At 51.3% G+C, this 22,433-nt stretch carries 21 protein-coding genes and 2 tRNA genes; 8 read left to right on the forward strand and 15 right to left on the reverse strand.

Annotation, left to right across the window (positions count from 1 at the left end; all coding sequences use genetic code 11):
- Positions 1 to 166: 166 nt before the first annotated feature.
- On the reverse strand, positions 167 to 997 hold the full coding sequence (locus IMY23_RS20205; protein WP_192822422.1) for a TerB family tellurite resistance protein: 831 nt from the start codon (positions 995 to 997) through the stop codon (positions 167 to 169).
- Between the two features lie 176 nt (positions 998 to 1,173).
- On the opposite strand from IMY23_RS20205, the gene IMY23_RS12590 reads away from it, so the two are divergent.
- Complete coding sequence (locus IMY23_RS12590; protein WP_192822423.1) at positions 1,174 to 2,160, forward strand: YafY family protein; 987 nt, start codon at positions 1,174 to 1,176, stop codon at positions 2,158 to 2,160.
- 204 nt (positions 2,161 to 2,364) lie between these two features.
- Here the strand turns inward: IMY23_RS12590 and IMY23_RS12595 are convergent, their stop codons facing one another.
- The 5 genes from IMY23_RS12595 to IMY23_RS20335 all read right to left on the reverse strand — a co-directional run bounded on the left by IMY23_RS12595 (position 2,365) and on the right by IMY23_RS20335 (position 7,559).
- Positions 2,365 to 2,589: a hypothetical protein gene (locus IMY23_RS12595; RefSeq protein ID WP_192822424.1), complete on the reverse strand. Its 225-nt coding sequence runs from the start codon at positions 2,587 to 2,589 to the stop codon at positions 2,365 to 2,367.
- A gap of 4 nt (positions 2,590 to 2,593) precedes the next feature.
- Positions 2,594 to 3,088 (reverse strand): DinB family protein, encoded by a 495-nt coding sequence (locus IMY23_RS12600; protein ID WP_192822425.1) that lies wholly within the window; start codon positions 3,086 to 3,088, stop codon positions 2,594 to 2,596.
- Between the two features lie 197 nt (positions 3,089 to 3,285).
- Complete coding sequence (locus IMY23_RS12605; protein ID WP_192822426.1) at positions 3,286 to 4,458, reverse strand: serine hydrolase; 1,173 nt, start codon at positions 4,456 to 4,458, stop codon at positions 3,286 to 3,288.
- Positions 4,459 to 4,625: 167 nt separating this feature from the next.
- On the reverse strand, positions 4,626 to 4,934 hold the full coding sequence (locus IMY23_RS12610) for a hypothetical protein (protein ID WP_225986498.1): 309 nt from the start codon (positions 4,932 to 4,934) through the stop codon (positions 4,626 to 4,628).
- A 102-nt stretch (positions 4,935 to 5,036) separates the two neighbouring features.
- Entirely contained in the window at positions 5,037 to 7,559 is a 2,523-nt protein-coding gene (locus IMY23_RS20335) for an AsmA-like C-terminal region-containing protein (protein WP_192822428.1), read from the reverse strand.
- A gap of 174 nt (positions 7,560 to 7,733) precedes the next feature.
- Between IMY23_RS20335 and IMY23_RS12620 the strand changes: the two genes are divergently transcribed.
- The 5 genes from IMY23_RS12620 (at position 7,734) to IMY23_RS12640 (ending at position 11,887) form a co-directional block, all read left to right on the forward strand.
- Positions 7,734 to 7,808 (forward strand) — tRNA-Val (locus IMY23_RS12620).
- A gap of 530 nt (positions 7,809 to 8,338) precedes the next feature.
- Positions 8,339 to 8,740: a heme-binding protein gene (locus IMY23_RS12625; protein ID WP_192822429.1), complete on the forward strand. Its 402-nt coding sequence runs from the start codon at positions 8,339 to 8,341 to the stop codon at positions 8,738 to 8,740.
- Positions 8,741 to 9,282: 542 nt separating this feature from the next.
- Positions 9,283 to 10,167, forward strand: a complete 885-nt coding sequence (locus tag IMY23_RS12630; protein ID WP_225986499.1) for an MBL fold metallo-hydrolase — start codon at positions 9,283 to 9,285, stop codon at positions 10,165 to 10,167.
- A gap of 271 nt (positions 10,168 to 10,438) precedes the next feature.
- The gene (locus tag IMY23_RS12635; protein WP_192822431.1) at positions 10,439 to 10,630 is read left to right on the forward strand and encodes a hypothetical protein; all 192 of its coding nucleotides are present in this window, start codon (positions 10,439 to 10,441) and stop codon (positions 10,628 to 10,630) included.
- A 93-nt stretch (positions 10,631 to 10,723) separates the two neighbouring features.
- On the forward strand, positions 10,724 to 11,887 hold the full coding sequence (locus IMY23_RS12640; protein ID WP_192822432.1) for a hypothetical protein: 1,164 nt from the start codon (positions 10,724 to 10,726) through the stop codon (positions 11,885 to 11,887).
- Between the two features lie 431 nt (positions 11,888 to 12,318).
- On the opposite strand, the gene coaE is transcribed toward IMY23_RS12640, so the two are convergent.
- The 8 genes from coaE to IMY23_RS12680 form a co-directional block, all read right to left on the reverse strand.
- Entirely contained in the window at positions 12,319 to 12,918 is a 600-nt protein-coding gene (gene coaE, locus IMY23_RS12645; RefSeq protein WP_192822433.1) for a dephospho-CoA kinase, read from the reverse strand.
- A 6-nt stretch (positions 12,919 to 12,924) separates the two neighbouring features.
- Entirely contained in the window at positions 12,925 to 13,821 is an 897-nt protein-coding gene (locus IMY23_RS12650; RefSeq protein WP_192822434.1) for a hypothetical protein, read from the reverse strand.
- Between the two features lie 99 nt (positions 13,822 to 13,920).
- Positions 13,921 to 14,253 (reverse strand): preprotein translocase subunit YajC, encoded by a 333-nt coding sequence (yajC, locus tag IMY23_RS12655; RefSeq protein ID WP_192822435.1) that lies wholly within the window; start codon positions 14,251 to 14,253, stop codon positions 13,921 to 13,923.
- Between the two features lie 14 nt (positions 14,254 to 14,267).
- The gene (locus IMY23_RS12660) at positions 14,268 to 14,819 is read right to left on the reverse strand and encodes a DUF1573 domain-containing protein (RefSeq protein ID WP_192822436.1); all 552 of its coding nucleotides are present in this window, start codon (positions 14,817 to 14,819) and stop codon (positions 14,268 to 14,270) included.
- A 33-nt stretch (positions 14,820 to 14,852) separates the two neighbouring features.
- Positions 14,853 to 15,851: an isocitrate/isopropylmalate dehydrogenase family protein gene (locus IMY23_RS12665; protein WP_192822437.1), complete on the reverse strand. Its 999-nt coding sequence runs from the start codon at positions 15,849 to 15,851 to the stop codon at positions 14,853 to 14,855.
- A gap of 11 nt (positions 15,852 to 15,862) precedes the next feature.
- Positions 15,863 to 16,168, reverse strand: coding sequence for a YtxH domain-containing protein (locus IMY23_RS12670; RefSeq protein ID WP_192822438.1), 306 nt, complete (start codon positions 16,166 to 16,168; stop codon positions 15,863 to 15,865).
- A 213-nt stretch (positions 16,169 to 16,381) separates the two neighbouring features.
- Positions 16,382 to 17,554 (reverse strand): transcription antitermination factor NusB, encoded by a 1,173-nt coding sequence (nusB, locus tag IMY23_RS12675; RefSeq protein WP_192822439.1) that lies wholly within the window; start codon positions 17,552 to 17,554, stop codon positions 16,382 to 16,384.
- 804 nt (positions 17,555 to 18,358) lie between these two features.
- Positions 18,359 to 19,459 carry a Glu/Leu/Phe/Val dehydrogenase gene (locus tag IMY23_RS12680; protein ID WP_192822440.1) on the reverse strand — a complete coding sequence of 367 codons (1,101 nt, stop codon included), beginning with the start codon at positions 19,457 to 19,459 and terminating at the stop codon, positions 18,359 to 18,361.
- Positions 19,460 to 19,607: 148 nt separating this feature from the next.
- Here IMY23_RS12680 and IMY23_RS12685 point away from each other — a divergent pair, with 148 nt between their 5' ends.
- Both IMY23_RS12685 and IMY23_RS12690 read left to right on the forward strand, forming a co-directional pair.
- Entirely contained in the window at positions 19,608 to 21,395 is a 1,788-nt protein-coding gene (locus IMY23_RS12685) for an ABC transporter ATP-binding protein (RefSeq protein ID WP_192822441.1), read from the forward strand.
- 134 nt (positions 21,396 to 21,529) lie between these two features.
- A tRNA-Pro gene (locus IMY23_RS12690) sits at positions 21,530 to 21,603 on the forward strand.
- 114 nt (positions 21,604 to 21,717) lie between these two features.
- Here IMY23_RS12690 and IMY23_RS12695 read toward each other — a convergent pair.
- Entirely contained in the window at positions 21,718 to 22,410 is a 693-nt protein-coding gene (locus tag IMY23_RS12695) for a DUF2490 domain-containing protein (RefSeq protein WP_192822442.1), read from the reverse strand.
- Between the last annotated feature and the right edge of the window lie 23 nt (positions 22,411 to 22,433).

A 22,433-nucleotide genomic window follows, 5' to 3' on the forward strand; every position in this document is an offset into this window, starting at 1 on the left:
CTTACGTAAGTCAATAGACTTACCAAGTTAAAAGCCACAAGTTACGCTCGCGCTAAACTTGCGGCAGAGAAAATGTACTCTCTAAAATAAAAAGCTTCCCGTTTTTGGGCTCATTTCTAAAAACGAAGCCAAAAACGGGAAGCTTTAAATCTATCTAAACAGCTAGTTACCAGCCAGAGCCGCCGCGTTTTCCACCGCCTAAAATTCCGCCTAACAGACCGCCTAAACCACCGCCGCCCATTCCTCTTCCGTAGCCGCCGCGTCCGCTGAGGCTGCCCAAGATGGAGGCCATGGAGCCCAGGCCACCCATGCGTCCGCCCCCGAACAGGCCGCCGCGGCCCATGCCACCGCCCATCATGCCGCCACCTAGCATTCCGCCTAAAAGTCCGCCCAGGCCACCGCCCATGCCGCCCATCATACCGCCGCCCGTGCCCCGGCCGCGCCGGTTCATCATGCCGCTGATTACAATAGGAGCCAGAATACCCAGCATACCCGTCACCATACCCGGCGAAATACCCGAGTTCTTGAACATGTCACCGAAGCCGCTTTTGCTCAGGAAAGACTGCGAGGTAGGGTCTTCGCCTTGCTCCTGCGCTTGGTTGGCCTTGTCTACAAACTGGTCTAAGATGCTGAACTGCTTCTGGTCAATGCCCAAATACTGGCTCACCTCACTAATGCGCTGTTGTTCTTCTGGGGTGTACTGGCCGTCTAACTTCGCGAAGCTGATGATGTCTGTCACGAAGGAGAACCGCAGAGGGCTGGTCTTGAGCACATCCAAGCACCGCTGCAAACTAATCTGTGAGGGATTTTTAGCGATGGAGGCCACTTCTTCCTGCAGGTTCTCGGGCAACTCGGCGGCCTCGCCTAATACGCGTAAGAAAGCAATCTCTTGTTCGGTCACGTTGCCGTCTGCCGAGGCAATGGTGGCCAACGCGCCCATATAAGCACCTTTTTCCTGGTCTGAATAATCTTTGAGCAAGGTGGTTTCTTCTTCCATAGTTTTCTGAATTAGAGGTTGGACTAACAGAAACGGACACCGCCTCAAGGAGTTGGCGTTTTGGGGCTCATTTTCAGAAATGAAGGCAAAAACGGAAATCCAGCCCTAAATTTTCCCGCGCATCGGCGCAGCCCAACCTGATTTTCAGTAGCTTTAAGTACCCAAACCCGCACGCCATGGACACCACTGAACCGCTCAACCGTTTTGACCGCATTGTGGCCCTCCTGCAGCACCTGCAGAGCAGCCGCACCGTGAAGGCCCAGGACCTGGCAGATAGGTTTCAGGTAAGTTTGCGCACTATTTATAGAGATATCAGGTCTTTGGAGGCCTCAGGCGTGCCGGTGACCGGCGAGGCCGGCGTGGGCTATTCTCTGCTGGAGGGCTATAGGTTGCCGCCGGTTATGTTCACGCAGGAAGAGGCCGGTAGTTTTGTGGCCGCCGCCAAACTCATGCAGAAATTCACCGACAAAGCCCTGGGCGCGCATTTTGAGAGTGCCATGTACAAGGTGAAATCTGTGTTGCGTGGAAGTGCCAAAGACCGCGTGGCCGCCCTGGAATCGCAGATTTGGGTAGACGCGGCAGCGCCGGTGTTCAACAAAGACACACCCCACGCCCTGGATGTGCTCCTGGACAGCATGGCCGATAAAAAACAAGTGGCCCTGCAGTACCAAGCCTTCAGTTCTGAGGCCACCACTGAGCGCCGGATTGAGCCCGTGGGCCTGTTCCATGAAAACAACTTCTGGTACATTATGGGCTATTGCCACCTGCGCCAGGAGTACCGCCAGTTCCGGACAGACCGCATGCTGCAGATTAAACTCACAGACAAACCGTTCACCCGCGAGCACGGCCCGCTGGCAGATTACCGAAAGCCTAAAGCACCAAGAGAGAAAGTGAAAGTGGTGCTGCGCGTGGAGAAATCGTTCAGCAAGTTCATCCAGACCAGCCGCACGTATTACGGGTTTGTGTCTGAGAGAATAGAAAGTGAGTACGTGGAGATGACGTTCATGACCGAGGATCAATGCGAAGGCTTTGCCAGGTGGTTTCTCATGTTTGGCGACTGCGCCCAGATTCTAGAACCCGAAAGCCTGAAACACCAAGTAAGCGAAATCATAGCCCGGGTGCAGGCGGCCCTCCACCTCCAACCCGAGCCTGTTTTTTCTTAATTCAACTGTAAAATTCGGCGCCCGCCGAGGCAAAAAAAAGCTAAGTGCTTGTTTACATTTTGATTTTGTAGGCGAAAACAGGTAGCGACAGGTTCTGGCGAAGCATTTTTTGAGCAGCATAGCAACGCTATGGTGCGACTCAACCGCTAAGTCAGGTTCTTTGGATGCCTTTTTGCAGCGCAAAATACAAATGTAAACAAGCACTTAATCTTCTAGTTCTGCGCACATGAAACCGGCTTTCTGGAGGCGGTCAATCACTACAGATGGCGTCACGGCCTGGGCCTCCACCCTCAGAATGTGGTCGCAGTCCTGAAGGTCAAAGTTCCAACGATCAGCGCGGGAGCGCAGCAGTTGGTTCAGCAGCGGCGCCACCTGTTTCACGCCGCTGCTCGTCTGAACCGATGTCTTGATTACGAGCACGGTCCGCATGGTCTTATCTCTCCCAGAAGTTGGGTGGCTCCACGCCTAGCGCGCGCAAATACACATACCCCTGGCCGCGGTGATGGATCTCATTGTCAATGTAATATAGCACACTGGAAATGACCGTGCCTTCATACTGCCCAAACGCCATGATCTTCTCTTGGAATTTCTCGTCGGGTATGAGAGCCCAATACTGATCAATGGCAGCAGTGGCTTCGTCCCAGAGAGCCAGAATCTTGTCTTTGGTGGTGGCCTGGCTTAGGTCTTCCTTGAGTTCCTCAGACGTGCCGGTGGCAATTTCCTTTACGCCCGGCGCGGCAATGGCCAGCAGTTCATACACCATCTTGCTAAAGGGCCGCATGCCGCCAATAGAGAACTCAAACAGCTCTTTCTCTGGGAACGCGTCAATGACTCTGCGCGTGAGCCCGCGGTGCGCCTGCCAGTGTTTCAGCAAGTCTTGGGACGAAATCACCGGGGCGGTGGTGGGGTTGGGGATCATGGTTTCCATAAGTGTTGGGGTTATTGGTGAATGATTTAGACAAATCTACCCGCCCCTTGTGACAACCGTTTGTCAGTAGCCTCTGGAAATATTTAAGAAAGTTTGGTTGAAGGAAAAAAGTATTCCCGTTTTCGGGCTCATTTCTGGAAACGAGCCCGAAAACGGGAATATAACACCCACTATCTGTTCATAAATTGGCCAATCCTTTACTTCTTCACCGCCGCAATAATCCTCTTAAAAAATTCATCTCCGTTGGTACCGTGCCAGCGCCAGACTACCACTAGGTCATGCTCTGGATCTACCCAAATGGTGTTGGAACCGGCGCCCAGGGCGGCGTAGCTGGTAGCGGGCGCGTTGGGCCATTGCTTTTTCTGCGTATTCAGCCACCAAAGGTAGCCGTAGTCGGGGCCGTGCGGGCCGGGCGTGGTGGCTTGCTTTACCCAATCAGCAGAGACCAGCTGTTGGTTTTTCCATTTGCCCTGGCGCAGGAACAGATACCCGAAGCGGGCTTCGTCGCGGGTGTTGATCCAGAGGCCGCCGCCCCAGCGGGTGCCGCCGCTCACGCTGGGCAGTTGTTGGCCGTCAACGTCTACAAAAGAATTCTGGTACGGCAGGTATTGCCAACTGTCTGAGGCGCCAATGGGGTTCATGATCTGCTCTTTTAAGACCTCAGGCAGTGGTTTCTTCCAGAGCCGAAGCATGGACAACGAGAACCGATTGATGCGCACGTCGTTGTATTCATAGAATGTGCCGGGTTCTTGGAGGGCTCTAGGTTTGCGTTCACCGGAACCAAATTCCTCTTTGCCTACAAAGGTATGTGTCTTCCCGAAGAGCTCGCCCTCCCACTCGCTGGTCTGTTGCGCATGATGGTGCCAGGTGATTTTGCGGTTGTGTTCTGAGTCATAGCCGCCGTCTTTGATGTAATTGGCCACAGGGTCCTGCACGTTTTTGATCAAGCCTTTGTCTAGGGCCACACCAAGCAACGTGGACAAAAAGCTCTTGGCGATGCTGTAGGTCGGGTCAGCGCGCTCGGTATCGCCCCACTCTGCCACAATGTAACCGTGCCGCAGAATGATGCCGTTGGTGGCCGCTCTATCATTAGGTATTGGCCCCAGCAACTTCCCGAAGGTCTGTTCCTGGTCAGAGAAATCCTTCGCGCGCTTGGTTTCCTGGGTCTGCGCATAGGCCACCGCTTGGGCCAGCAAGTCAGCGTCCATGCCAACTTGTTCGGGTTTCTTGCGTTCCCATTTATCGCCTTTCTCTGGGTAATAGACTTTGGTGGAAGTAGCGGTTTGGTTGGAAGTACTGGTATTGTTTGGCTGGCAGGAGATTAAGCCTAGCAAAAGGAAAAGTAACAAACGTGCACTTATGTTTTTCATTCACAGTTTGTAAGGGTATTCAAAAATAAATTTGATAACATACACATGACACAAGTTTAGTTTATAATTCGCAAATATTGAGTTAGTTGGAAAGCTTAGGCTATGAATTCATTATGGATACTAATTTTAAGATTATCGAGCCAAAAACAACCTATGATAAATTAGCACTAATTAGAATCAACTGCTCTTCTATTCTGAGCTTTAATTAATCTATCCTCAAACTTTCTAAGCTTAATAAGTTGGTCATTCCTCTCGCTATTTTTATTCTTTCCAAAAACCTCAATTGCTTTTTCTAATACTCTAATTTCATCATCTATGCGCTGTTGTTTTTTATAGATTATAGCCAGCCTATCATAGGGATGATTACCATCAAATCCATCTAAAATATTTGCTTCGTAAAGGTCTATCGCCTTAAGCATATTCCCAGATTTCTCAAAATTTATGCCCATTAGGTTCCTCTCTGTTTGCTTATCCATATTTTGCATGTTTTGGATTAAAGTTATTGATTCTATATAAGATTTGATAAATTCCCGTTTTCGGGCTCATTTCCCAAAACGAGGCCAAAAACGGCTTTTCGCTTAAAACTCAAAATACTCGGTGGCGGGCTTCACGGCTTTCTCTTCTTTTTTCTTGCCTTGCAGCACGTCTTTGAGTTCTTGTTTTTCATTCTTTAGATCAGCGGCAATCTTGGTTTTGACTTTCTCCTGGTCAAAGGCCACTTTAAAGTTGCCTTCCTTGCCTTTGAGCGTGAGGAACAGGTTGGGGTTGGGCGTGGAGCCGCCGGCCACGGTCCCGAAGCGCTCGTCTTTGTCACGGCGGGCGGCGGCGGTGTTGGCTAACGGTATGCGCAGGCGGTAGTCCATGTGCTGGTCAAAGGTGTGCGTGCCCGAGACCGTAATGGTGTTGAACCGGCTGGTACTGGACTTGATTTCCATCTCTGGAATGTAGATGATGCCTTCCTGAATAAAGAAATTGTTCCTGAGCTCTGAGAAGCGCAGGTTGGCCAGTTCGCGGCGGTCTACAAAGGTGCTCAGCTTCTGCAGCGGCTCAAAATTCACCAGTTGCCCGTTCTTGATGGACGTGTTAATTTCGGCCTGCATCAAAGACGTGCGGGAATTGAGTTGGTGGTCAAAGAACAGCTCGGCGTCCATCTGGGCCGTGAGTTCGCCGCGCAGGTGCCGTGGCGTGAGAAACTTCTGCCCGAAGCCTTCAAACACATACAGCAGGCTGTCTACCTTAATGTCTTGCAGGCTGGCCACGGTGTTAATCTGAATCAAGGACTTGCGCGCATCTAAAGAGCCCCGCACCTTGAACGTGCCGCCCACCGCCTGCAGGGCAATGTTAGGCGACGTGATGACTTTGTTCTGCAGCCGCACCTGCCCGTGCACCTGCTTGGCCTTGAACCGCCGGAACTGCAACTGCCCTACCGAGGCATTCAAGTCAAACTCCAGGTAGGCCGGCAAATTGAACGCATAGGCCGCTGCCCCAGATTTGATGGACTTGCCCCCGGCCGCAGGTGCTTTCTGCTCTTGCCCGGCCGCCGCCAACAACTGGTCTAAATCAAGGGATTTGGACACGAAATCGGCTTCTACTTTGAGTTTCTGGTTGGGGAGGAACAGCCAGGCCAGCACATTCTTGAAATAGCCGTTCAGCAGAAAATCAGACGCGCCCACCTTGCCCTTGAAATCAGTGACGGCCACATCGCTCTTCCGGAACAGGAACGTGCCGTGGAGTTGGCTGAGCGCCTGCGGGTGCTGCCTGAACTGCAGATGCACCTGCCGGAGGGTGACTTCGCCGCTGGTTTTAATTTTAGGGCTGTTGGGGTTGGCCTTAAAGGCGTTTAAATTACCGGTAAAGGCAAACTGCACCTGCGCCTGCCCGGCTCCTTTCTTCATGTCTGGCACCGGAAACAGACCCAGCACATGGGCCACGTCCACTTCTGCGCGCAGCTGGGCCTGCAAATCTGGGTTAGTGAAGTTGCGCACCACCACCTCGCCGGAGAACGGTTTTCCGCGCAGCTTTCCTTTGATTTTGCGCAATTCCAGCACCGAACTCTGCGCAGTCTGCTTAGTTCCGTTGGTAAACCTACCTTCCAGATGCAGGCCTTCAATTTTCTCCTGATAGTCTGGGTGATAGAACGATGCTCCGCGCGCGCCAAAACTCACGTCTATGAAAGGGCTTTTCTTGCCAGAAGCTTCGCCTTTCACCTGGCCTTTGAAATAGACATCGCCGTTGCTCCGGTACCTAGCCAGCGGCTTGGCCAGTTTGGGTGGCAGCAAGGCCAGCAGTGACTGAATACTGGTGTTCTTGCCCTGCACCTGCAGATCTAGCTGAGTTTTATGGGCAAAGGCCACAGTTCCGCCAAACCCGTACGTGGCGGCCCCCACCTGCAGTTCTGAGGGCTGAATGGTGAGGTTTTTCGTCTCAGTATTTAAGGCTAGCTGGCTGCTTAACGTAATTTCCTTGGCTTTCAGAAACTCGCTGCCGCCCGCTTTCAGGCTGTTGACCAGCGCCTTGCCGTTGGTTTTGATTTGCACCAGTGGCCCTTCTATGGCTAGCGCGGCGGTGAGTTGGTGCGCCTGCAGGTCATAGGTTTGTTTGCCGGGGTCATCTTGGTAGCGCACGTGCACGTTCTGGAGCGAGATGTGCTGCAGGTCAAAAGCCATTTTGCCGGTTTGGGTGGTGTCTGCGGTTTGGTAAATCAGGTAATTGACCTCGCCGTTGGGCAGCACTTTCACCAGCACTTCGCCTTCCTCTAAATGAATTTCTTTGATGCGGTAGTTGCCCTTCCAGACATCCCAGAAGTCAAAGGTGCTGTAAATGCGCCTGAGCTTGGCCAGGGGCGCGGTGCTGTTGGGCAGGGCTTCAGTGATTTCCACGTTCTGCAGACTAATGGCCACCTGCGGAAACTTCTGCCACCAGGTCACCTCTATCTTCTCCACGGCCACCTTGGTCTTGATGTGTTTGTTGGCCTCCGTGACAAAAAGCTGAATGATTTTGTCTTGGTAGAAGTAAATAGTGCCGGCCGCCAGGGCCAATACCAGAAACAGGCCGCCTGCCGCCAAAAAAATATACCGCGCTATCTTTTTCCCCTTTCCCACAAACTTTCTGATTTACAGACTCTAAATATACAGCGCGGGATTGTCCCCTCCAATGGAAGGTGCGCCACAAGAAAAATTTTACACTTTTTTAGCGACGGCATTTGGCAGAAAGAAAAACATCCCCCATATTTGCATCATCAAACGGGGACAATAGGTCTTCTACTGATAAAGATTGGGGTGTTAGCTCAGCTGGTTCAGAGCATCTGCCTTACAAGCAGAGGGTCGCTGGTTCGAATCCAGCACGCCCCACTTCCAAAAGCCTTACCTCACCGGTAAGGCTTTTTTTTTATGCGCAAACTTTTTGCAGACAATCTCCTCACTTAGTTATGCCTGCCGGGTTTGAAAACAGCATGATGATGATGATTAGGTAATGGTACAATGCCAATGGGTTTCGTATTCTCCAAAGCACTATTAACCTAAACCAGATTCCTCTATGGGTAGGCTTTCACAAGACACGCCCCCTAAATCAGAAAATAGATTGAACCCACGCAACTAGGAAACCATAAAAACGCAGCAGGTAGACACGCCTCATGAATTGGCCCATTGGGAAAAGTGAACAGCGGTAAAAAGGTTGAGTGTGGCGCAATCCCCAGGGAGAGGCAGGTTAATCATAAATCCAGGCGAGGGCATGCATGCCCACAATATGATTAAGGAAATAAGGTGAACTCAATTAACACAAAGGAGCTAAATGGGTGAAAGTGGCTGAGATTGCCAACCTTTCCCATTTGGCAGAGTATCAACTATCAGATCAGATTCCCACTTTTTAACTATCAACTTTTATGTCATTAACACTTGAACTAGCCAATAAAGCAGTACGCGCCGCCTTAGAAAAGTCTGCGGAACTAGGCTTGAAAATGAATATTGCTGTGGTGGACGCAGGAGCTAACCTCACCGCCTTTGCTCGTATGGACGGTGCGTGGCTCGGCTCGGTGGATATTGCCATCCGGAAAGCCCGGACTGCACGATTCTTCGACATGCCCACCGGTGACTTGGGTAAGGCCTCACAACCGGGCGGGTCTCTCTATAACATTGAGCACTCTAATGGAGGGCTAATCACCTTCCCCGGCGGCCTTCCAATTGTAGGGGGAAACGGCGAAGTCATAGGTGCCATTGGGGTATCAGGCGACACTGTGGAGAATGACCATACGGTAGCTGAGGCCGGAATGAAAGCAATTAGCTAAAACAAAGAAACCTCCGCCCCTTAGATTTATCTTAGCCTTTGAAGGCCCTTCAACGTGAAGGGCCTTTTGTTTCCTTTTTAACTCTTTGATGGCTAGAGGCAAATAATGGGCTTCAATAAGCCAGGAGGATTCCTTGAACTAATCCTGCTCCTTTCATGATTGGTCAACTTTAGTGAGCAGCCAATAATTTATGGCTACATGTTATATGGTAGTCGTCAAGTCTTTAAACGATATAACCCTTAGTTATAAATACAACCATTCATACCGTACTGGCTAGCGTCTTTTCCCACAAGAATAGAAAACACATGAATTTCAGAATGAAAAGGAAATATACCCTAAGCTTCCTGGCACTAGTGATACTCCTTGCTTTAGGCGGAACCGGCTGTTATGTAAATAACCAGATTGGCAAATTAAAACCTAGTGACGAGCGTAAAGCGGAATACTCTCAACATGCCTATTTTTCCCCTGAAAAAGATGAATTCATAAGCCCCAAAAAGATAACTTATTACGAAGAGCAGGTAACAGGAGGCAACTCTGGGTTTTTGAGGTTCTTCAAAACGTCTCCCAATGCCCCAACGGCTGAGTTGCCTAGAAAAGCACTCACAAAAAAGGATTTTCCCGCAGAACCTTCCTCTTATGCCACTTATTGGCTAGGGCACTCAACGGCTATCATAGAGCTGGACGGAAAGCGTATCTTAATTGATCCGGTGTTTGAGAACGCCGGCCCTTTGCCCATCATTGCCCGAAGGATGAGTCCAGCTCCCTTGCAGCGGGAAGAACTCCCAGCTATTGATGTGGTCATGATCACCCATGATCATTATGACCATTTGGAGGCGGAAACCATGAAGTTCCTGGCCGATAAGAACATACAGTTCATTGTGCCGCTAGCCGTGGGCGCCAGGTTACAGGGCTGGGGTGTTCCCAAAAACAAGATTACTGAACTAGCCTGGGACCAAAGTGTCACCCATGGCTCTTTGACCATAACTGCCTGCTCAACGGTTCACTATTCAGGGAGAAGCTATAATGACAGAAATAAAACCTTGTGGGCTTCTTACGTGATCAAAGGAAAAGAGAAGAACCTGTATTGGAGCGGTGACACGGGCTATGGTGACCATTTCAAAGAAATTGGCCGCAAGCACGGCCCGTTTGACCTGGCTTTTATGGAGATAGATGCCTGGAACAACGGCTGGCCAAACACCCACCTTTTCCCTGAACAGGTCATCAAAGCTTGCCAGGACATAAACACGAAGCTCCTCTTCCCTATTCATTTCTCTACCTTTGATTTAGCCTTACACCCCTGGGATGAATCCATTAAGATGGTAGCTGATTTGGCCTCAAAGCACGACATAGAAATTGTGACACCCCTTATGGGGGAGAAAGTAATACCGGGCACCACCCCAACCAGAAAATGGTGGATGCCACAATAATTTTCATGGGCTCTTTTAGCATTACGTTTTAAAGAAGTCTATGCGCTGGCCCATAGTAACACGCAATATTTACAAATAATAGCAAGAAGGATATTCTGGGAACAACAAACACCCATTCCTTTCAAAAGCCTTACCTCGCCGGTAAGGCTTTTTATTTGTCAGCCATACTTATTCCTTGGCAAAGTACTAAACACAGAAAGTCCAACCCTCGTTTAAATATTCTCACGGGTTCCTCGTTTTAAAAGAGTGAACCAAGAAAGGAGAAGAGCAGATGAAAGGATATACAACTTTGTTAGCACAGGCCGGTTGGAAGCGATCACTGGCTCCTATTAAAGTTTTGGGCATTGATTTATCTTGGCTGGTGATGAAGGAAGTGTTCATTAGCCCGTACAATGAACAAGCCTACACCTTTGACGAAGCCATGCACCAGGAAAACCAATACCACCATTTTATGGCGGCGTAAATCATACCATTTTCATATTTTGCCCCAGATTGCCCTGCGTAGCGCGGTCTGGGGCATTTTTGTATCTTTACCGCTCTAGCCACGCCTGTTTCTATGCACCTGCTTGAAGTCACTTCCCCTGCCACCGTCTCTGAGTTTCTGAACTTCCCAACCGGTCTTTACCAAGACCACCCCCACTGGATCAGGCCGCTGGACAACGACATTGAACAAGTCTTTGACCCGACTAAAAATCCTAATTTCAAAACCGGCAAGGCCATCCGGTGGATTCTGCAGAACGCTCAAGGCCAAACCATTGGCCGGGTTGCCGCTTTTGTGAATGAAAAGACCAAGAACGCGTCTGAGTATGTGACCGGCGGCATGGGTTTCTTTGAATGCATTAATGACCAAACCGCCGCTTTCACCCTGTTTGACGCCTGCAAAAATTGGCTGCAAGCGCAAGGCATGGAAGCCATGGATGGGCCCATCAACTTCGGGGAGCGGGATAGGTTCTGGGGCTTGCTGGTAGACGGCTTCACCGAACCCAACTACGGCATGTTTTATCATCCGCCGTACTACAAAGATTTGTTTGAGGCTTATGGCTTTCAGGTGTATTTCAAGCAGTACACCTATAAAAGGCCCACCGGTGCGCCGTTGCACCCCAAAATAATAGAGCGGGGTGCCCTTTTAGCCCAAGACCCCAATTACCGCGTGGCGCACGCCTCCAAAAAGAACTTGGAGAAACTAGCCCAAGACTTCCTGGAAGTCTACAACAAAGCCTGGGGCGGGCACTCTGGGGTGAGTTCCATGACCATTGAGAAGGTGCGCAAACTTATGAAAAACATGAAACCCATCATGGATGAAAAGCTGCTTATCTTCACGTATTACCAAGAAAAACCCGTCGCGTTCTTCATCATGCTACCCGAGCTGAACCAGATTTTCAAGCACCTGCACGGCAAGCTGGATTGGTGGGGCAAGCTGAAATTCCTCTACTACAAATGGCGCATCTTACGAAGCAATGAACGCAAGCTCTTCGGGCTTATTTTTGGCGTGGTACCTGAATTTCAGGGAAAGGGCGTAGATGCGTACATGATGACAAAGTCACACCAAACCGTGATTGACTACGCTCCCGAGATGGAGATGAACTGGGTAGGTGACTTCAACCCGAAGATGATGATGGTGACCCGTGCCCTGGGTGCCGTCATCTACAAAACCCACGTGACCTACCGCAAGATCTTCGACCCGTCCAAACCGTTCACGCGTTATCCTATCATCCGGTGATTTCCGTTTTGAGGCTCTGAATTGGAAACGGAGCCGAAAACGTTAAAATATCTTTTCTTGCCGCAAGTTTAGCGCAGCGTGACTTGTGATAACCCACTTGGTCAGTTTATCAACTGACGTGAGTTTATAAGCTCACAACATGTACAGCCACAAGTTACGGCTTCGCCTAAACTTGCGGCAGATTACATTGTAGAGACCAGGCACCTCACGCATTGCTCTCTTCTGCCCACGCATATCCAATAATTCCCCTCCTCGGAGGGGTAGGGGTGGGTTGTGTCAAAAGATAAAGGCTGCTGCTCCAAATACCTCGTAGCGTGCGCAGCTCCTACGAAAGTCTCTGCCAACAGCCTTATCTGAAAAATATTGGGGATCTATGAAAAACCCTGGTTTTGGCTTCATTTCCAAAACAGAGCCAATAAACAGACCCGCGTCTACTTCCCGGCCAATCCTAAAAACGCTTCATGCAAACGCAGCACCTGCTCAAGCACCAGTTGTTGGTCATCGTTGTACAAGACAAACTGCGCGCGGCTGACTTTCTCTTCCTCGGGCAATTGCTTGGCGATAATGGCGTCAATGTCGGCGGCGGTGCGGTGGGTGTCCCGTAGCAAGGTTCGGGAGATGCGGAGGTCCTTGGGCGCGGACACGGTGAGCACGTGGTCTACTTGGGTGTAGGCATTGGACTCAAACATGAGCGCGGCTTCTTTCAAGATGTAGGGCGCGTGGGCCTGCGCTTCTAGCCACCGGTGGAAATCTTTGCGGACCTGCGGGTGTACCAAGGCGTTGAGTTTGGCCAATTGTGTGGCATCATGGAAAACGGCTTGGGCCAGATAGGTGCGGTTCAGGTTCTGGGCAGCGTCAAACGTTTCTGGCCCGAAGGTGGCAATCAAGCCCTGCCGCAGCTCGGGGTCATGCTGCATCACCCATTTGGCGCGGGCGTCTGAGTCATAGACCGGCACGCCCAACAGCTGGAAACAGCGGCAGACAATGCTTTTGCCAGATCCTATGCCGCCGGTAATTCCAATCTTCAGCATAAGAATCTATTGAGCCGTCAAGGAAATCTTCACGCGGCCGGGCGTAACGGCAATCTGTTTGGTCATGGGCGCACGCTGCACCACCGTGGGCACAATGGTAGAATCCAGGATGTTGAATTTCTGATAATCCAGCACCACCTGGAACAGTTCGGGCTGAATCTGGTCACGGTGCCTGGGCAGAAAGGCGTACTGGAGTTTCACGGGGCCATTGACCAACCGCAGCAGCAGGCCCGGCGGGAAGTTTTGCAACACCGGCTGTACCGTCACTTCCTGCTTTTCCAGGGCCACCACCTTGAACTTCACATCGGCTTCACGCACATCTGCGGTCACCAGATTGGTGAAGTCATGCGTTAAAGTCAAATCTTCGGCAAACGGGGCTTTCAATGAACGACCAGGAAGGTTCAGCGGATAAGGGTTGGGAAACTGATTGATCATCTGCTCAGGGCCTCTGAACGTTACCGAATCTGGCCGGATCACAATGGGCCCCACAAAGGCATAGCCTGCATCTAAGCTCAGTTTGGTAGAATCTACCGTTAACGGAACTTTGCGGGAGCTCAAGCGGTCAAAATCAAAGGAAAGGGTGTCTGTGACCACAAAATTGAGCGCCAGGCCGTCCAGCACGTTGGAAATGGCGGGCCGGAGCGCGTAGCCTGGCAGGCGCTTTAGGTTGGGCAAGCCCCTGATGGTGAGTTCGGCGGGCCGTACCTGGAAGAAGACACTCTTGCGAAGCAGTTTCCAGCCTTTGCCGGTCACGTTGATGGTCACTTCCTCGGGCAGCGGTTTTACCGGTACCAATTTCTGTGGGTCATACACAAACGTGATGGGGTACGTGATGACCGTGGTGTAATTCTTGTTCAGGGCGTTGAGGAGCCAGAACGTGGCCGCGGTCAGAAAACAATACAAAACCACCCTCCAGTACTGCTTCTGTTTTGGTGAAAACGGTTGCAGTATCCAAAGGATGGCTTGTTTTGTCTTGTTAAACGGCAAAGTGTTTTGTACGTATTAAGTGGTTTCTGTGACGGTGTTGGCATTTACGCGGGTGGTGGGCTCCACGGCAATGGCCGATTTCTCAAACTTGAGTTTCAGGCCTTTGTCCACTTCCAACCACACGGTATCATCGTCTACGCTCAACAGGCGGCCGTGCATACCACCAATGGTCACCACGTTCATGCCGCGTTTCAGCTCTTCCCGGAACTTCTTCTGGTCTTTGGCCTTCTTCTGCTGCGGACGCACCATAAAGAAATAGAACACCAGAATGATTAACCCGATGAACAGGAAATTAGAGTAAAGGTTGGCGCCCTCAGCGGATGCGGCTTGTAATAAAAGGGTTTGCATAGAGATTGGGTAACTTATAAACGAACAGGACCGCTGGCACCAGCCTGGGGCACGGTGCCCACAATGTTGGTTTTAATGGTTACCTGGTTGATCTGCGGATCTGTGTTGGCCGTGATGGTGATTTGCTTAGACTGCTGACCAGACTTGCCGGCTGGGTCAAATTCTACTTTAATATTCCCGGAGGCACCTGGGGCAATTGGCTCTTTTGGCCATTCTGGTACGGTACAGCCGCAAGTAGCGGTGGCGCTTTCAATAATCAACGGCGCCTGGCCCGTGTTGGTGAATGAGAACGTGTGCTGTACTTTCTGGTTATCTTTGATATTCCCGAAGTCATGCTCAGACTCTTTGAACGTCATCACCGGCTTGGGGCCGTTGGGGTTCACTGCCTCCTGTCCCGCAACGTTGGGGTTGGTGGCAGGGTCATTGGCCGCCGGAGCCGCCGCTGAACCATTCGCTGAGTTTTGGTCAGTAACGGTAGTAGTGGTTTCCTCAGTGGTTGTCTTCTCGCAGCTCACGGTCATGAAAGAACCGGCAGCCAGCATCAATACTATAAATTGCTTTTTCATAAATGGTTAACCTATTTAAAAGAACAGGACAAGTTACAAATTAGAAATGATATGCTGCGCAAATTCTGAGGTGGAGGCATTTCCGCCCAAATCTTTGGTGCATTGCTCTTTGTTCAATAGCGTTTTCTCCAGGGCGTTCTCAATTCTGGCGCAATGGTCTTTCAACTCCATGTGTTCCAGCATCATCAACGCGGAGCGAAGCAGAGCCGTTGGGTTGGCCAAGCCTTGACCAGCAATATCAGGCGCTGAGCCGTGCACGGCCTCAAAAACAGCCATGTCATCACCTACGTTGGCACCAGACACCACGCCCAGACCGCCTACCAGACCGGCACACAGGTCAGATAATATATCCCCGAACAAGTTGGTGGTCACAATCACCTCAAACTGCTCTGGCTTGCTCACCAGCTGCATGCACATGTTGTCAATGATTTTCTCGTCCCAAGGCACGCTGGGGAATTCTTTAGATACTTCGGCGGCAGCCTCCAGCATTAATCTTCCCGCCGATTTCAAGATATTGGCTTTGTGGGCCACAGTCACTTTGGGGCGGTTGTTCTTGGCAGCATAAGCGAACGCAGCGCGAACAATCTTGCGGCAGCCTTCCACGGTCACGCGGGCGATGGAATCAGAAATTCCCAGGCGCTCGTCATACATCTCCAGACCAGCGTACAACCCTTCAGTATTTTCTCTGAAAAGCACCAGGTCTACGTTCTCAAAGCGGGTTTTCACACCGGGCGTGGTTTTGGCCGGACGCACGTTGGAATACAAATCAAACTTCTGGCGCAGTTGCACATTAATGCTCTTGAAGCCTTTGCCCACCGGCGTGGTGATAGGGCCTTTGAGGGCGATTCTGTTGCGCTCCAGGGAGTCAATCAGGCTTTGCGGAATCAACTCACCCATGCTGTCAAAGGTGGTTTGTCCGGCGTTTTCTTCCTCCCAGGTAATGGGCACTTGGGCGGCTGCAAAGATCGCCTTTACGGCTTCCGTGATCTCAGGACCTATCCCGTCGCCGGGAATTAGGGTAACGGTTGTCATGGGCAAGGGGCTTATATTTCTTTCTTACTGTTGATTTGATTGATAAGGGAATCTACGTCTACTAACAGGCGCTCGGCTTTGTCGCGGGCGTCTTTGATCACGCGTTGGCCTTCGGTTTTGGCCGCCGAACCCTGCTCTTCTTTGCCGGCAATCAGGTCATTAGACAGTTCCAGCAACCGTGCACGGTATTTCTCCAGCTGGAAGCTCAGTTTGTCACGGGTTTCACGGCCTTTCTCTGGCGCAAACAAGATACCCAGTACCGCGCCCGTGGCGATACCGGTGGAAAAGGCAAGGATAGCATTGATTTTTTTGCCCATAGCAGTAGGTAGTTTAGGTGGTATGACACAAGTGCATTCAAAGCAGGACGGCCGTTGCCGGACGCGTCACTTCTCTCAATACGTAGCGAAAGCAAAATATATTGAACCGCGCATATAAATATTTTACAGGCGCGGCTCCCGTTTTTGGCTCCATTTCTGGAAACGAGGCCAAAAACGGAATTCCCTCTTCTTCTAAACGAAATTTTGGGCCAATTATTTGTTGTCCAGCAAGCCTCGGCCAGATTTCCGGATGGCGCCGCTAGCCATTAATTCCTGGCTCAACTTGTCCAGCACGCCATTTACAAACTGCTTGCTCTTGGGCGTACTGTACACTTTAGAAATGTCAATATACTCGTTGATAGACACTTTCACGGGTATGCTCCTAAAGGTGTGCATCTCGCAGAGCGCCATTTTCAAAATGATTTTGTCTAGTTGCGCCACGCGTTCCACGTCCCAGTTCTGCACGCTGTCAGAGATCATGGCCTCGTATTTTTCGTCTTCCCGCAGGGTTTCATGGTAGAGTTCTTCAAAGAACGCCTTGTCATCGTCCCAGCTGGCCGAGAGGTCCAGCAGCGCCAGGTTTTCATCGGTGCTTTCTTCCAGCATTTTGATGGATTTGTTCACCAGGTTCTTCACCACGGAGCGGTTCTCTACCCAGTTCAAGTCTTTCTCCTCAAACAGGGCCTGCAGGTTCTCGTCCTTAAAGATAACGTTTTTAAAGATATGGCGAAGCAGTTCATGGTCCTGCTCGTAGTTGGGCTCCAGAATCTCTAGGTAGGCCTGCACTTCCTCGTCTTTCTTGAGGTTGTTTTTGTAAATATTCTGGATGACCTGCTGCTCACCGGCCCAGCTCAGGTTTCTCCTGATCACGCGCTGCTCCAGGAACTTGTTGCCCAATAATTTCTGCAAAGCTTTGTTATCCAGCAGCTTGCGCAAGTTCACGTCTTTGCGCTCGGTGAACCGGGTGGCGGCTTTCTGCTCCTCGCCTTCAATCTGGTGCACCAATTCCTGGGCCACTAATAGTGTCAGCAAATAGCGGTCATAGATTTCCTCGGCGGCAGAAATCATCTGCGCCCCGAAGTATTTGAGGTCTTTCTTGAGTGAGTTCTGGTAGAAGTTGACGGCGGCCTGGGCCACGTCTAAGATTTCGCGGTCTTTCTCCTCGGTGTCAAACTGACGGGTTTTGTACCATTCCTTGAACATGAGGCTGGCAATCTGCTTCTGCCCTTCCAGTTTTTTGCGGTCCTGCACCTCTGCGGCCATCAAATCTGGCGCGAACCGGTCCGCGATCAAATCTAAGGCTAACTGGTAATCAGAGCCCTCGGCCTGCACATAGGCGTAAATGGCTTGCATGGCTTTGATTCTTAGAATTCTGCGGTTGAGCATGGGCGTACGGAAAGAACGTGGTGAACGAAAAAATACGGATAAAAGTTGGCTTCTACGTGCGGTGCGTGTCTGCTGCAGGGCTTGCTGCCAATTCTGCCGCAAAGGTCCGAACTTAGCACCCAAGAAGCAAATGGGTTTTGGTTTATTTGCCTTGCCGGGGGTTTACGGCGGTGAAGGCGGTCATCCTGAACCTGTCGAAGGATCTAACGAAGATACATTGTTAGATGGCAGCTACCACCCAAAACCTTTTCCCTTAATTCCCTCTTTGCTACTTCGCCTCCCAGGTTTGTCACTTTTCTTCTTGATAAGAAAAGTAACCAAAAGAATCAAGAAGCCTCAAACTCGCTGCCGCTCAGACAGTGAGGCTTCAACGTTTTGCACCTGGCAAAGGTGATCCGTTTCATTGCTAACTTACGCCACTACCATTTCATAAAGCCACTGCTGCTCCCTCCCATGCTCCGGGAAACAGCCAAGGCTGCCCTGCACAAGGTCGGCCGGTTGCTGCATTTGCTGCTTGAGCCGCATAAATTCCTTCCTCACCCTGCGGGCGGTTATTGTTTTTAGGCTCTAAACTAGAAATGAAGCCCAAAACGGAAAATAATATAGAGACCAGGCACCGCCTTGTCTCCCTCGCATTGCTCTCTCCTGCCACCTCGCATTCCAGAGAACTCCCCTCCTGTTCTAGGAGGGGCTGGGGGTGGTAAAAAAAAATGCGCTTCCAGCCCAGTCTTTGCAAACCGAACCGGAAACGCATTCACTTACTAGTCACTCCCCTCTCCGTGGGAGAGGGGCCGGGGGTGAGGTCTAATACGTCTGCTTAATCTTGGCCATGTCATCAATGCGCTTCTGAGCCAGTTGCGTGGCGGCTTTCTGTGGGTGCGTGCCGTCGGCTTCTGCTTTGGCCAGGATGTTGCCGGTGGTGGTGTAAATCTGCTCGGTTTGCTGCATGGCCCACTCGCGGTTCAGGTGCTTCACTTCTGAATACACGTTGATGATGCCGCCGGCGTTAATCAAGAAATCTGGCGCGTAGACCATACCTTTCTGTACCAAAGCTGGGCCATGAATGTTCTCGTCCTGCAATTGGTTGTTGGCGCAACCGGCAATCACCTGGCATTTCAGGCGGTTGAGCGTGTTGTCATTGATGGTGGCACCCATGGCGCAAGGCGAGTAGATGTCCACGTCCAAGTCATAGATTTCATCCAGGCCAACCACGGTAGCGCCAGTATTAGCGGCAATACGCTGCAGGCGTTCCTGGTCAATGTCAGTGATGAACAGCTGGGCGTTTTCTTTAGCCAGGTAGTCAATCAGATATCCGCCCACGTGACCCGTGCCTTGCACCGATATTTTCTTTCCGGCCAGGCTGTCATTGCCGTACGCTTTTTTGGCGGCGGCTTTCATGCCCATATAAGTGCCGTAGGCCGTTACCGGAGAAGGATCGCCGCTTCCGCCCTGTGATTCTGGCAGGCCCGCGACGTATTTGGTTTCCATCCCGATGTAGGCCATATCCTGGGTGGTCATGCCCATGTCTTCGGCGGTGATGTACTTGCCGTTGAGGTTGTTCACAAAACGCCCGAACTTGCGCATCATGGCCTCGGTCTTGTCTTTCTTTGAATCGCCAATGATGACCGCTTTTCCGCCGCCCAAGTTCAAGCCGGAGATGGCAGATTTAAAGGTCATACCGCGCGAAAGCCGCAACACATCGCGCAGCGCTTCGGCCTCAGAGGCATAGGTCCACATGCGGGTGCCGCCTAAGGCTGGGCCCAGAACGGTGTTGTGCACACCGATGATGGCTTTCAAACCCGTTTCGTGGTCATGGCAGAACACCACTTGCTCGTGCTGGTATTCACTTATCTGTCCGAACACCGTGGACTCCGGATTTTTCGTTATTTCAGTTACTTCAACCATGTTTGCTTTTTAATTTGACAACCAGCTGTAATTTCCGGTGGAAATGGGAGCCGATTTGGTAATTTTGTTTCAAAAATAAGGTTATATTTTTCAATCGCCAAGGAAAATCCTAACAAGTGTTAGTACGTATTTCCTCTAAAGCCAGCCTGTGAAATCGCTCAAATACTTAAATAAATACCTGCTCAAATATAAATTCCGGTTTTTCTGGGGAATTGTGTTTGTGATTGTGTCCAACATCTTCGCCATTATTCCGGCGCAGGTGGTGCGGCACGCCTTTGACCTGGTGCGCGAGGGCATCACCATGTACCAACTCCACGAGGGCTTCACGCAGCAGGAACGCGTCTATGATTCCTTCGCGCGCAGCACCTTGTTTTACGGGGCCGTGATTGTGCTGATGGCGCTCCTGCGGGGCATTTTCCTGTTCCTGATGCGGCAGACCATCATTGTCATGAGCCGCCACATTGAGAACGACCTCAAAAACGAAATCTACGCGCACTACCAGACCTTGCCGCTGAGTTTCTACCGCCGCAACAACACCGGTGACCTGATGGCGCGCATTTCTGAAGACGTGAGCCGCGTGCGCATGTACCTGGGGCCGGCCATTATGTACGGCGTCAACCTGCTGGTGCTGTTCCTGATGGTGATTCCGTACATGCTGAGCGTAAACGTGAAGTTGACCATTTACACGCTGTTGCCGCTGCCTATCTTGAGCGTGAGCATTTACTACGTGAACAACATCATTGAGCGGAAAAGTGACCAGATTCAGAAGAGTTTGAGCGGGATTACCACGTTTGTGCAGGAAGCGTTTTCGGGGATACGGGTGCTGAAATCGTTTGTGCGGGAACAGGATTCGCACGCCAATTTCACCAAAGCTAGTGACACCTACAAAGACAAATCATTGGAGCTCAACTTCGTGAACTCGCTGTTCTTTCCGTTGATTTTGTTCTTGATTGGCTTGAGCACTATTATCACGGTGTGGTTGGGCGGCAAGGAAGTGATCAACGGCAGCATTACCCCCGGCGTAATTGCCGAATTTTTGATTTACGTGAACATGCTTACCTGGCCCGTGACTGCGCTGGGCTGGACCACTTCTCTGGTACAACGCGCCGCCGCCTCTCAGCAACGCATCAATGAATTCCTGAACACGAAGACGGATATTATTTCGCAGCAGAACCTGGAGAAGGACATTCAGGGCGCCATTGTGTTTGACAACGTGGATTTCACCTACCCAGACACCGGCATCCATGCCTTGAAGAAACTTTCTTTCACCATTAATCCTGGCGAGACGCTGGCGGTGATTGGCAACACCGGCTCGGGTAAAAGCACCATTGCCGCGCTGATTTGCCGTTTGTATGACGCCACCGGTGGCCAGATTCTAGTGGATGGCGAAGACATACGCAACTACAAAATTACCAACCTACGGAGCCAGATTGGGTACGTGCCGCAGGACGTGTTTCTGTTCTCAGATTCCATTAGAAACAACATCGGGTTTGGGGTAGATGCTTTGCCCGAGGAGAAAATGCTGCAGGCCGCCAAAGACGCCGACGTGTACGAGAACATCATGCACTTCCCGCAGAAGTTTGACACCGTGTTGGGCGAGCGCGGCATCACGCTTTCGGGCGGGCAGAAGCAGCGCGTCTCCATCGCCCGCGCCTTGGCCCGTGAACCGAAGATTCTGATTCTGGATGATTCGCTTTCGGCGGTAGACACCAAAACGGAGAATGCCATTCTGAACAGCCTGCACCGCGTGATGGCCAACCGGACGTCTATCATCATTTCGCACCGCGTGAGTTCTGTGAAACTGGCCAACCGTATTTTAGTTTTAGACGATGGCGTGGTGGTACAGAACGGCAGCCATGCGGAATTGATGCGCGACCACGACGGCCTGTACCGCGCCCTGTATGAACGCCAACTGCAGACCGAGGAAACAGAGTAATTTCCGTTTTCGGCCTCGTTTCCGGAAATGAAGCCGAAAACAGAAAGGCGGTGGTGAAATTCTGGCCATGATTTTTGTGCCGGGCACTTTCCTGAAACCTGATTTTTGCTTTACTTTGCAGCGGTACCAATAATCGGGATGTAGCGTAGCCTGGTATCGCGCCAGCATGGGGTGCTGGAGGTCGCAGGTTCGAATCCTGCCATTCCGACGAAATCAGAAAAAGCCCGTTGCCTTTGCAGGTGACGGGCTTTTGCTTTGAGGTAATTTTCCGTTTTCGGCTTCATTTCCGGAAACGAGGGCAAAAACGAACCCATCACCAAACTCAATCTTCTGCCATCTTCCCGAAGTCATGCCGCAGCACAAACATGGCGAAGTGCTGCCGATTGCCGGCGCTGGCCAGCTGTGACATCCACATGCCTTCCAGGGTGAGGTGTTTGTGGAAGGTGTAGCCCAGGCCGGCGGCAATGCGGTTGCTGTCAAAGGGTTGGTCGCGCACAATCACGCGTATTTCGTTGCGGAGAATGCCGTAGAGCGGCGCGTTTTCCTGAAGTTTGTGAAAGCGAAGCGGCATGCGTAGCGCTATGGAGTACCGGAGCCGGGTGTGGTATTCTGTCTCCAGCCAGCGCTCTTCTACCTGATAGCGGTGCATGACGCCTATTTTCCAGAAGTTCTGCCGAACTGCAATTTGCTGGTACAGGCGTTTTTCCTGGCTGTGGGTGGTTTCCTCTGCCGTAGCGAAATTTCGGTTAAACAAATGCGCGTAGCCGCCTGCCAAAGAAACCGGGGCGTCTTTGAAATGGTGTTGCAGCTCGGCGCCCACAAAGCCCACCCGCGGGTTCTTGAGCGGTTCATAGGTGCGGTACTGCAGCGTGACGGCGGCGGCCCAGGCGGGGCTGGCCCAGTACGTGCCGGTGTACTGAAACCAAAAGTTCCTGTTGTCTGGCTGGGAGCTGGCGGCGTTGGCCCACAGAAAACCAAACAACAGCAAAAGACCTTTCCAATAATTGAGATGCATAAAAACGACGTGAAAGCGAAACC

This window comes from Rufibacter sp. LB8 (assembly GCF_014876185.1).
In the GTDB taxonomy this organism is placed as follows: domain Bacteria; phylum Bacteroidota; class Bacteroidia; order Cytophagales; family Hymenobacteraceae; genus Nibribacter.

Excerpts from the sequence above, each read along its gene's own strand:
- IMY23_RS20205 (WP_192822422.1), bottom strand. The coding sequence starts at position 997 with ATGGAAGAAGAAACCACCTTGCTCAAAGATTATTCAGACCAGGAAAAA.
- IMY23_RS12590 (WP_192822423.1), top strand. The coding sequence starts at position 1,174 with ATGGACACCACTGAACCGCTCAACCGTTTTGACCGCATTGTGGCCCTC.
- IMY23_RS12595 (WP_192822424.1), bottom strand. The coding sequence starts at position 2,589 with ATGCGGACCGTGCTCGTAATCAAGACATCGGTTCAGACGAGCAGCGGC.
- IMY23_RS12600 (WP_192822425.1), bottom strand. The coding sequence starts at position 3,088 with ATGGAAACCATGATCCCCAACCCCACCACCGCCCCGGTGATTTCGTCC.
- IMY23_RS12605 (WP_192822426.1), bottom strand. The coding sequence starts at position 4,458 with ATGAAAAACATAAGTGCACGTTTGTTACTTTTCCTTTTGCTAGGCTTA.
- IMY23_RS12610 (WP_225986498.1), bottom strand. The coding sequence starts at position 4,934 with ATGGATAAGCAAACAGAGAGGAACCTAATGGGCATAAATTTTGAGAAA.
- IMY23_RS12625 (WP_192822429.1), top strand. The coding sequence starts at position 8,339 with ATGTCATTAACACTTGAACTAGCCAATAAAGCAGTACGCGCCGCCTTA.
- IMY23_RS12635 (WP_192822431.1), top strand. The coding sequence starts at position 10,439 with ATGAAAGGATATACAACTTTGTTAGCACAGGCCGGTTGGAAGCGATCA.
- IMY23_RS12640 (WP_192822432.1), top strand. The coding sequence starts at position 10,724 with ATGCACCTGCTTGAAGTCACTTCCCCTGCCACCGTCTCTGAGTTTCTG.
- coaE (WP_192822433.1), bottom strand. The coding sequence starts at position 12,918 with ATGCTGAAGATTGGAATTACCGGCGGCATAGGATCTGGCAAAAGCATT.
- yajC (WP_192822435.1), bottom strand. The coding sequence starts at position 14,253 with ATGCAAACCCTTTTATTACAAGCCGCATCCGCTGAGGGCGCCAACCTT.
- IMY23_RS12660 (WP_192822436.1), bottom strand. The coding sequence starts at position 14,819 with ATGAAAAAGCAATTTATAGTATTGATGCTGGCTGCCGGTTCTTTCATG.
- IMY23_RS12665 (WP_192822437.1), bottom strand. The coding sequence starts at position 15,851 with ATGACAACCGTTACCCTAATTCCCGGCGACGGGATAGGTCCTGAGATC.
- IMY23_RS12670 (WP_192822438.1), bottom strand. The coding sequence starts at position 16,168 with ATGGGCAAAAAAATCAATGCTATCCTTGCCTTTTCCACCGGTATCGCC.
- nusB (WP_192822439.1), bottom strand. The coding sequence starts at position 17,554 with ATGCTCAACCGCAGAATTCTAAGAATCAAAGCCATGCAAGCCATTTAC.
- IMY23_RS12680 (WP_192822440.1), bottom strand. The coding sequence starts at position 19,459 with ATGGTTGAAGTAACTGAAATAACGAAAAATCCGGAGTCCACGGTGTTC.
- IMY23_RS12695 (WP_192822442.1), bottom strand. The coding sequence starts at position 22,410 with ATGCATCTCAATTATTGGAAAGGTCTTTTGCTGTTGTTTGGTTTTCTG.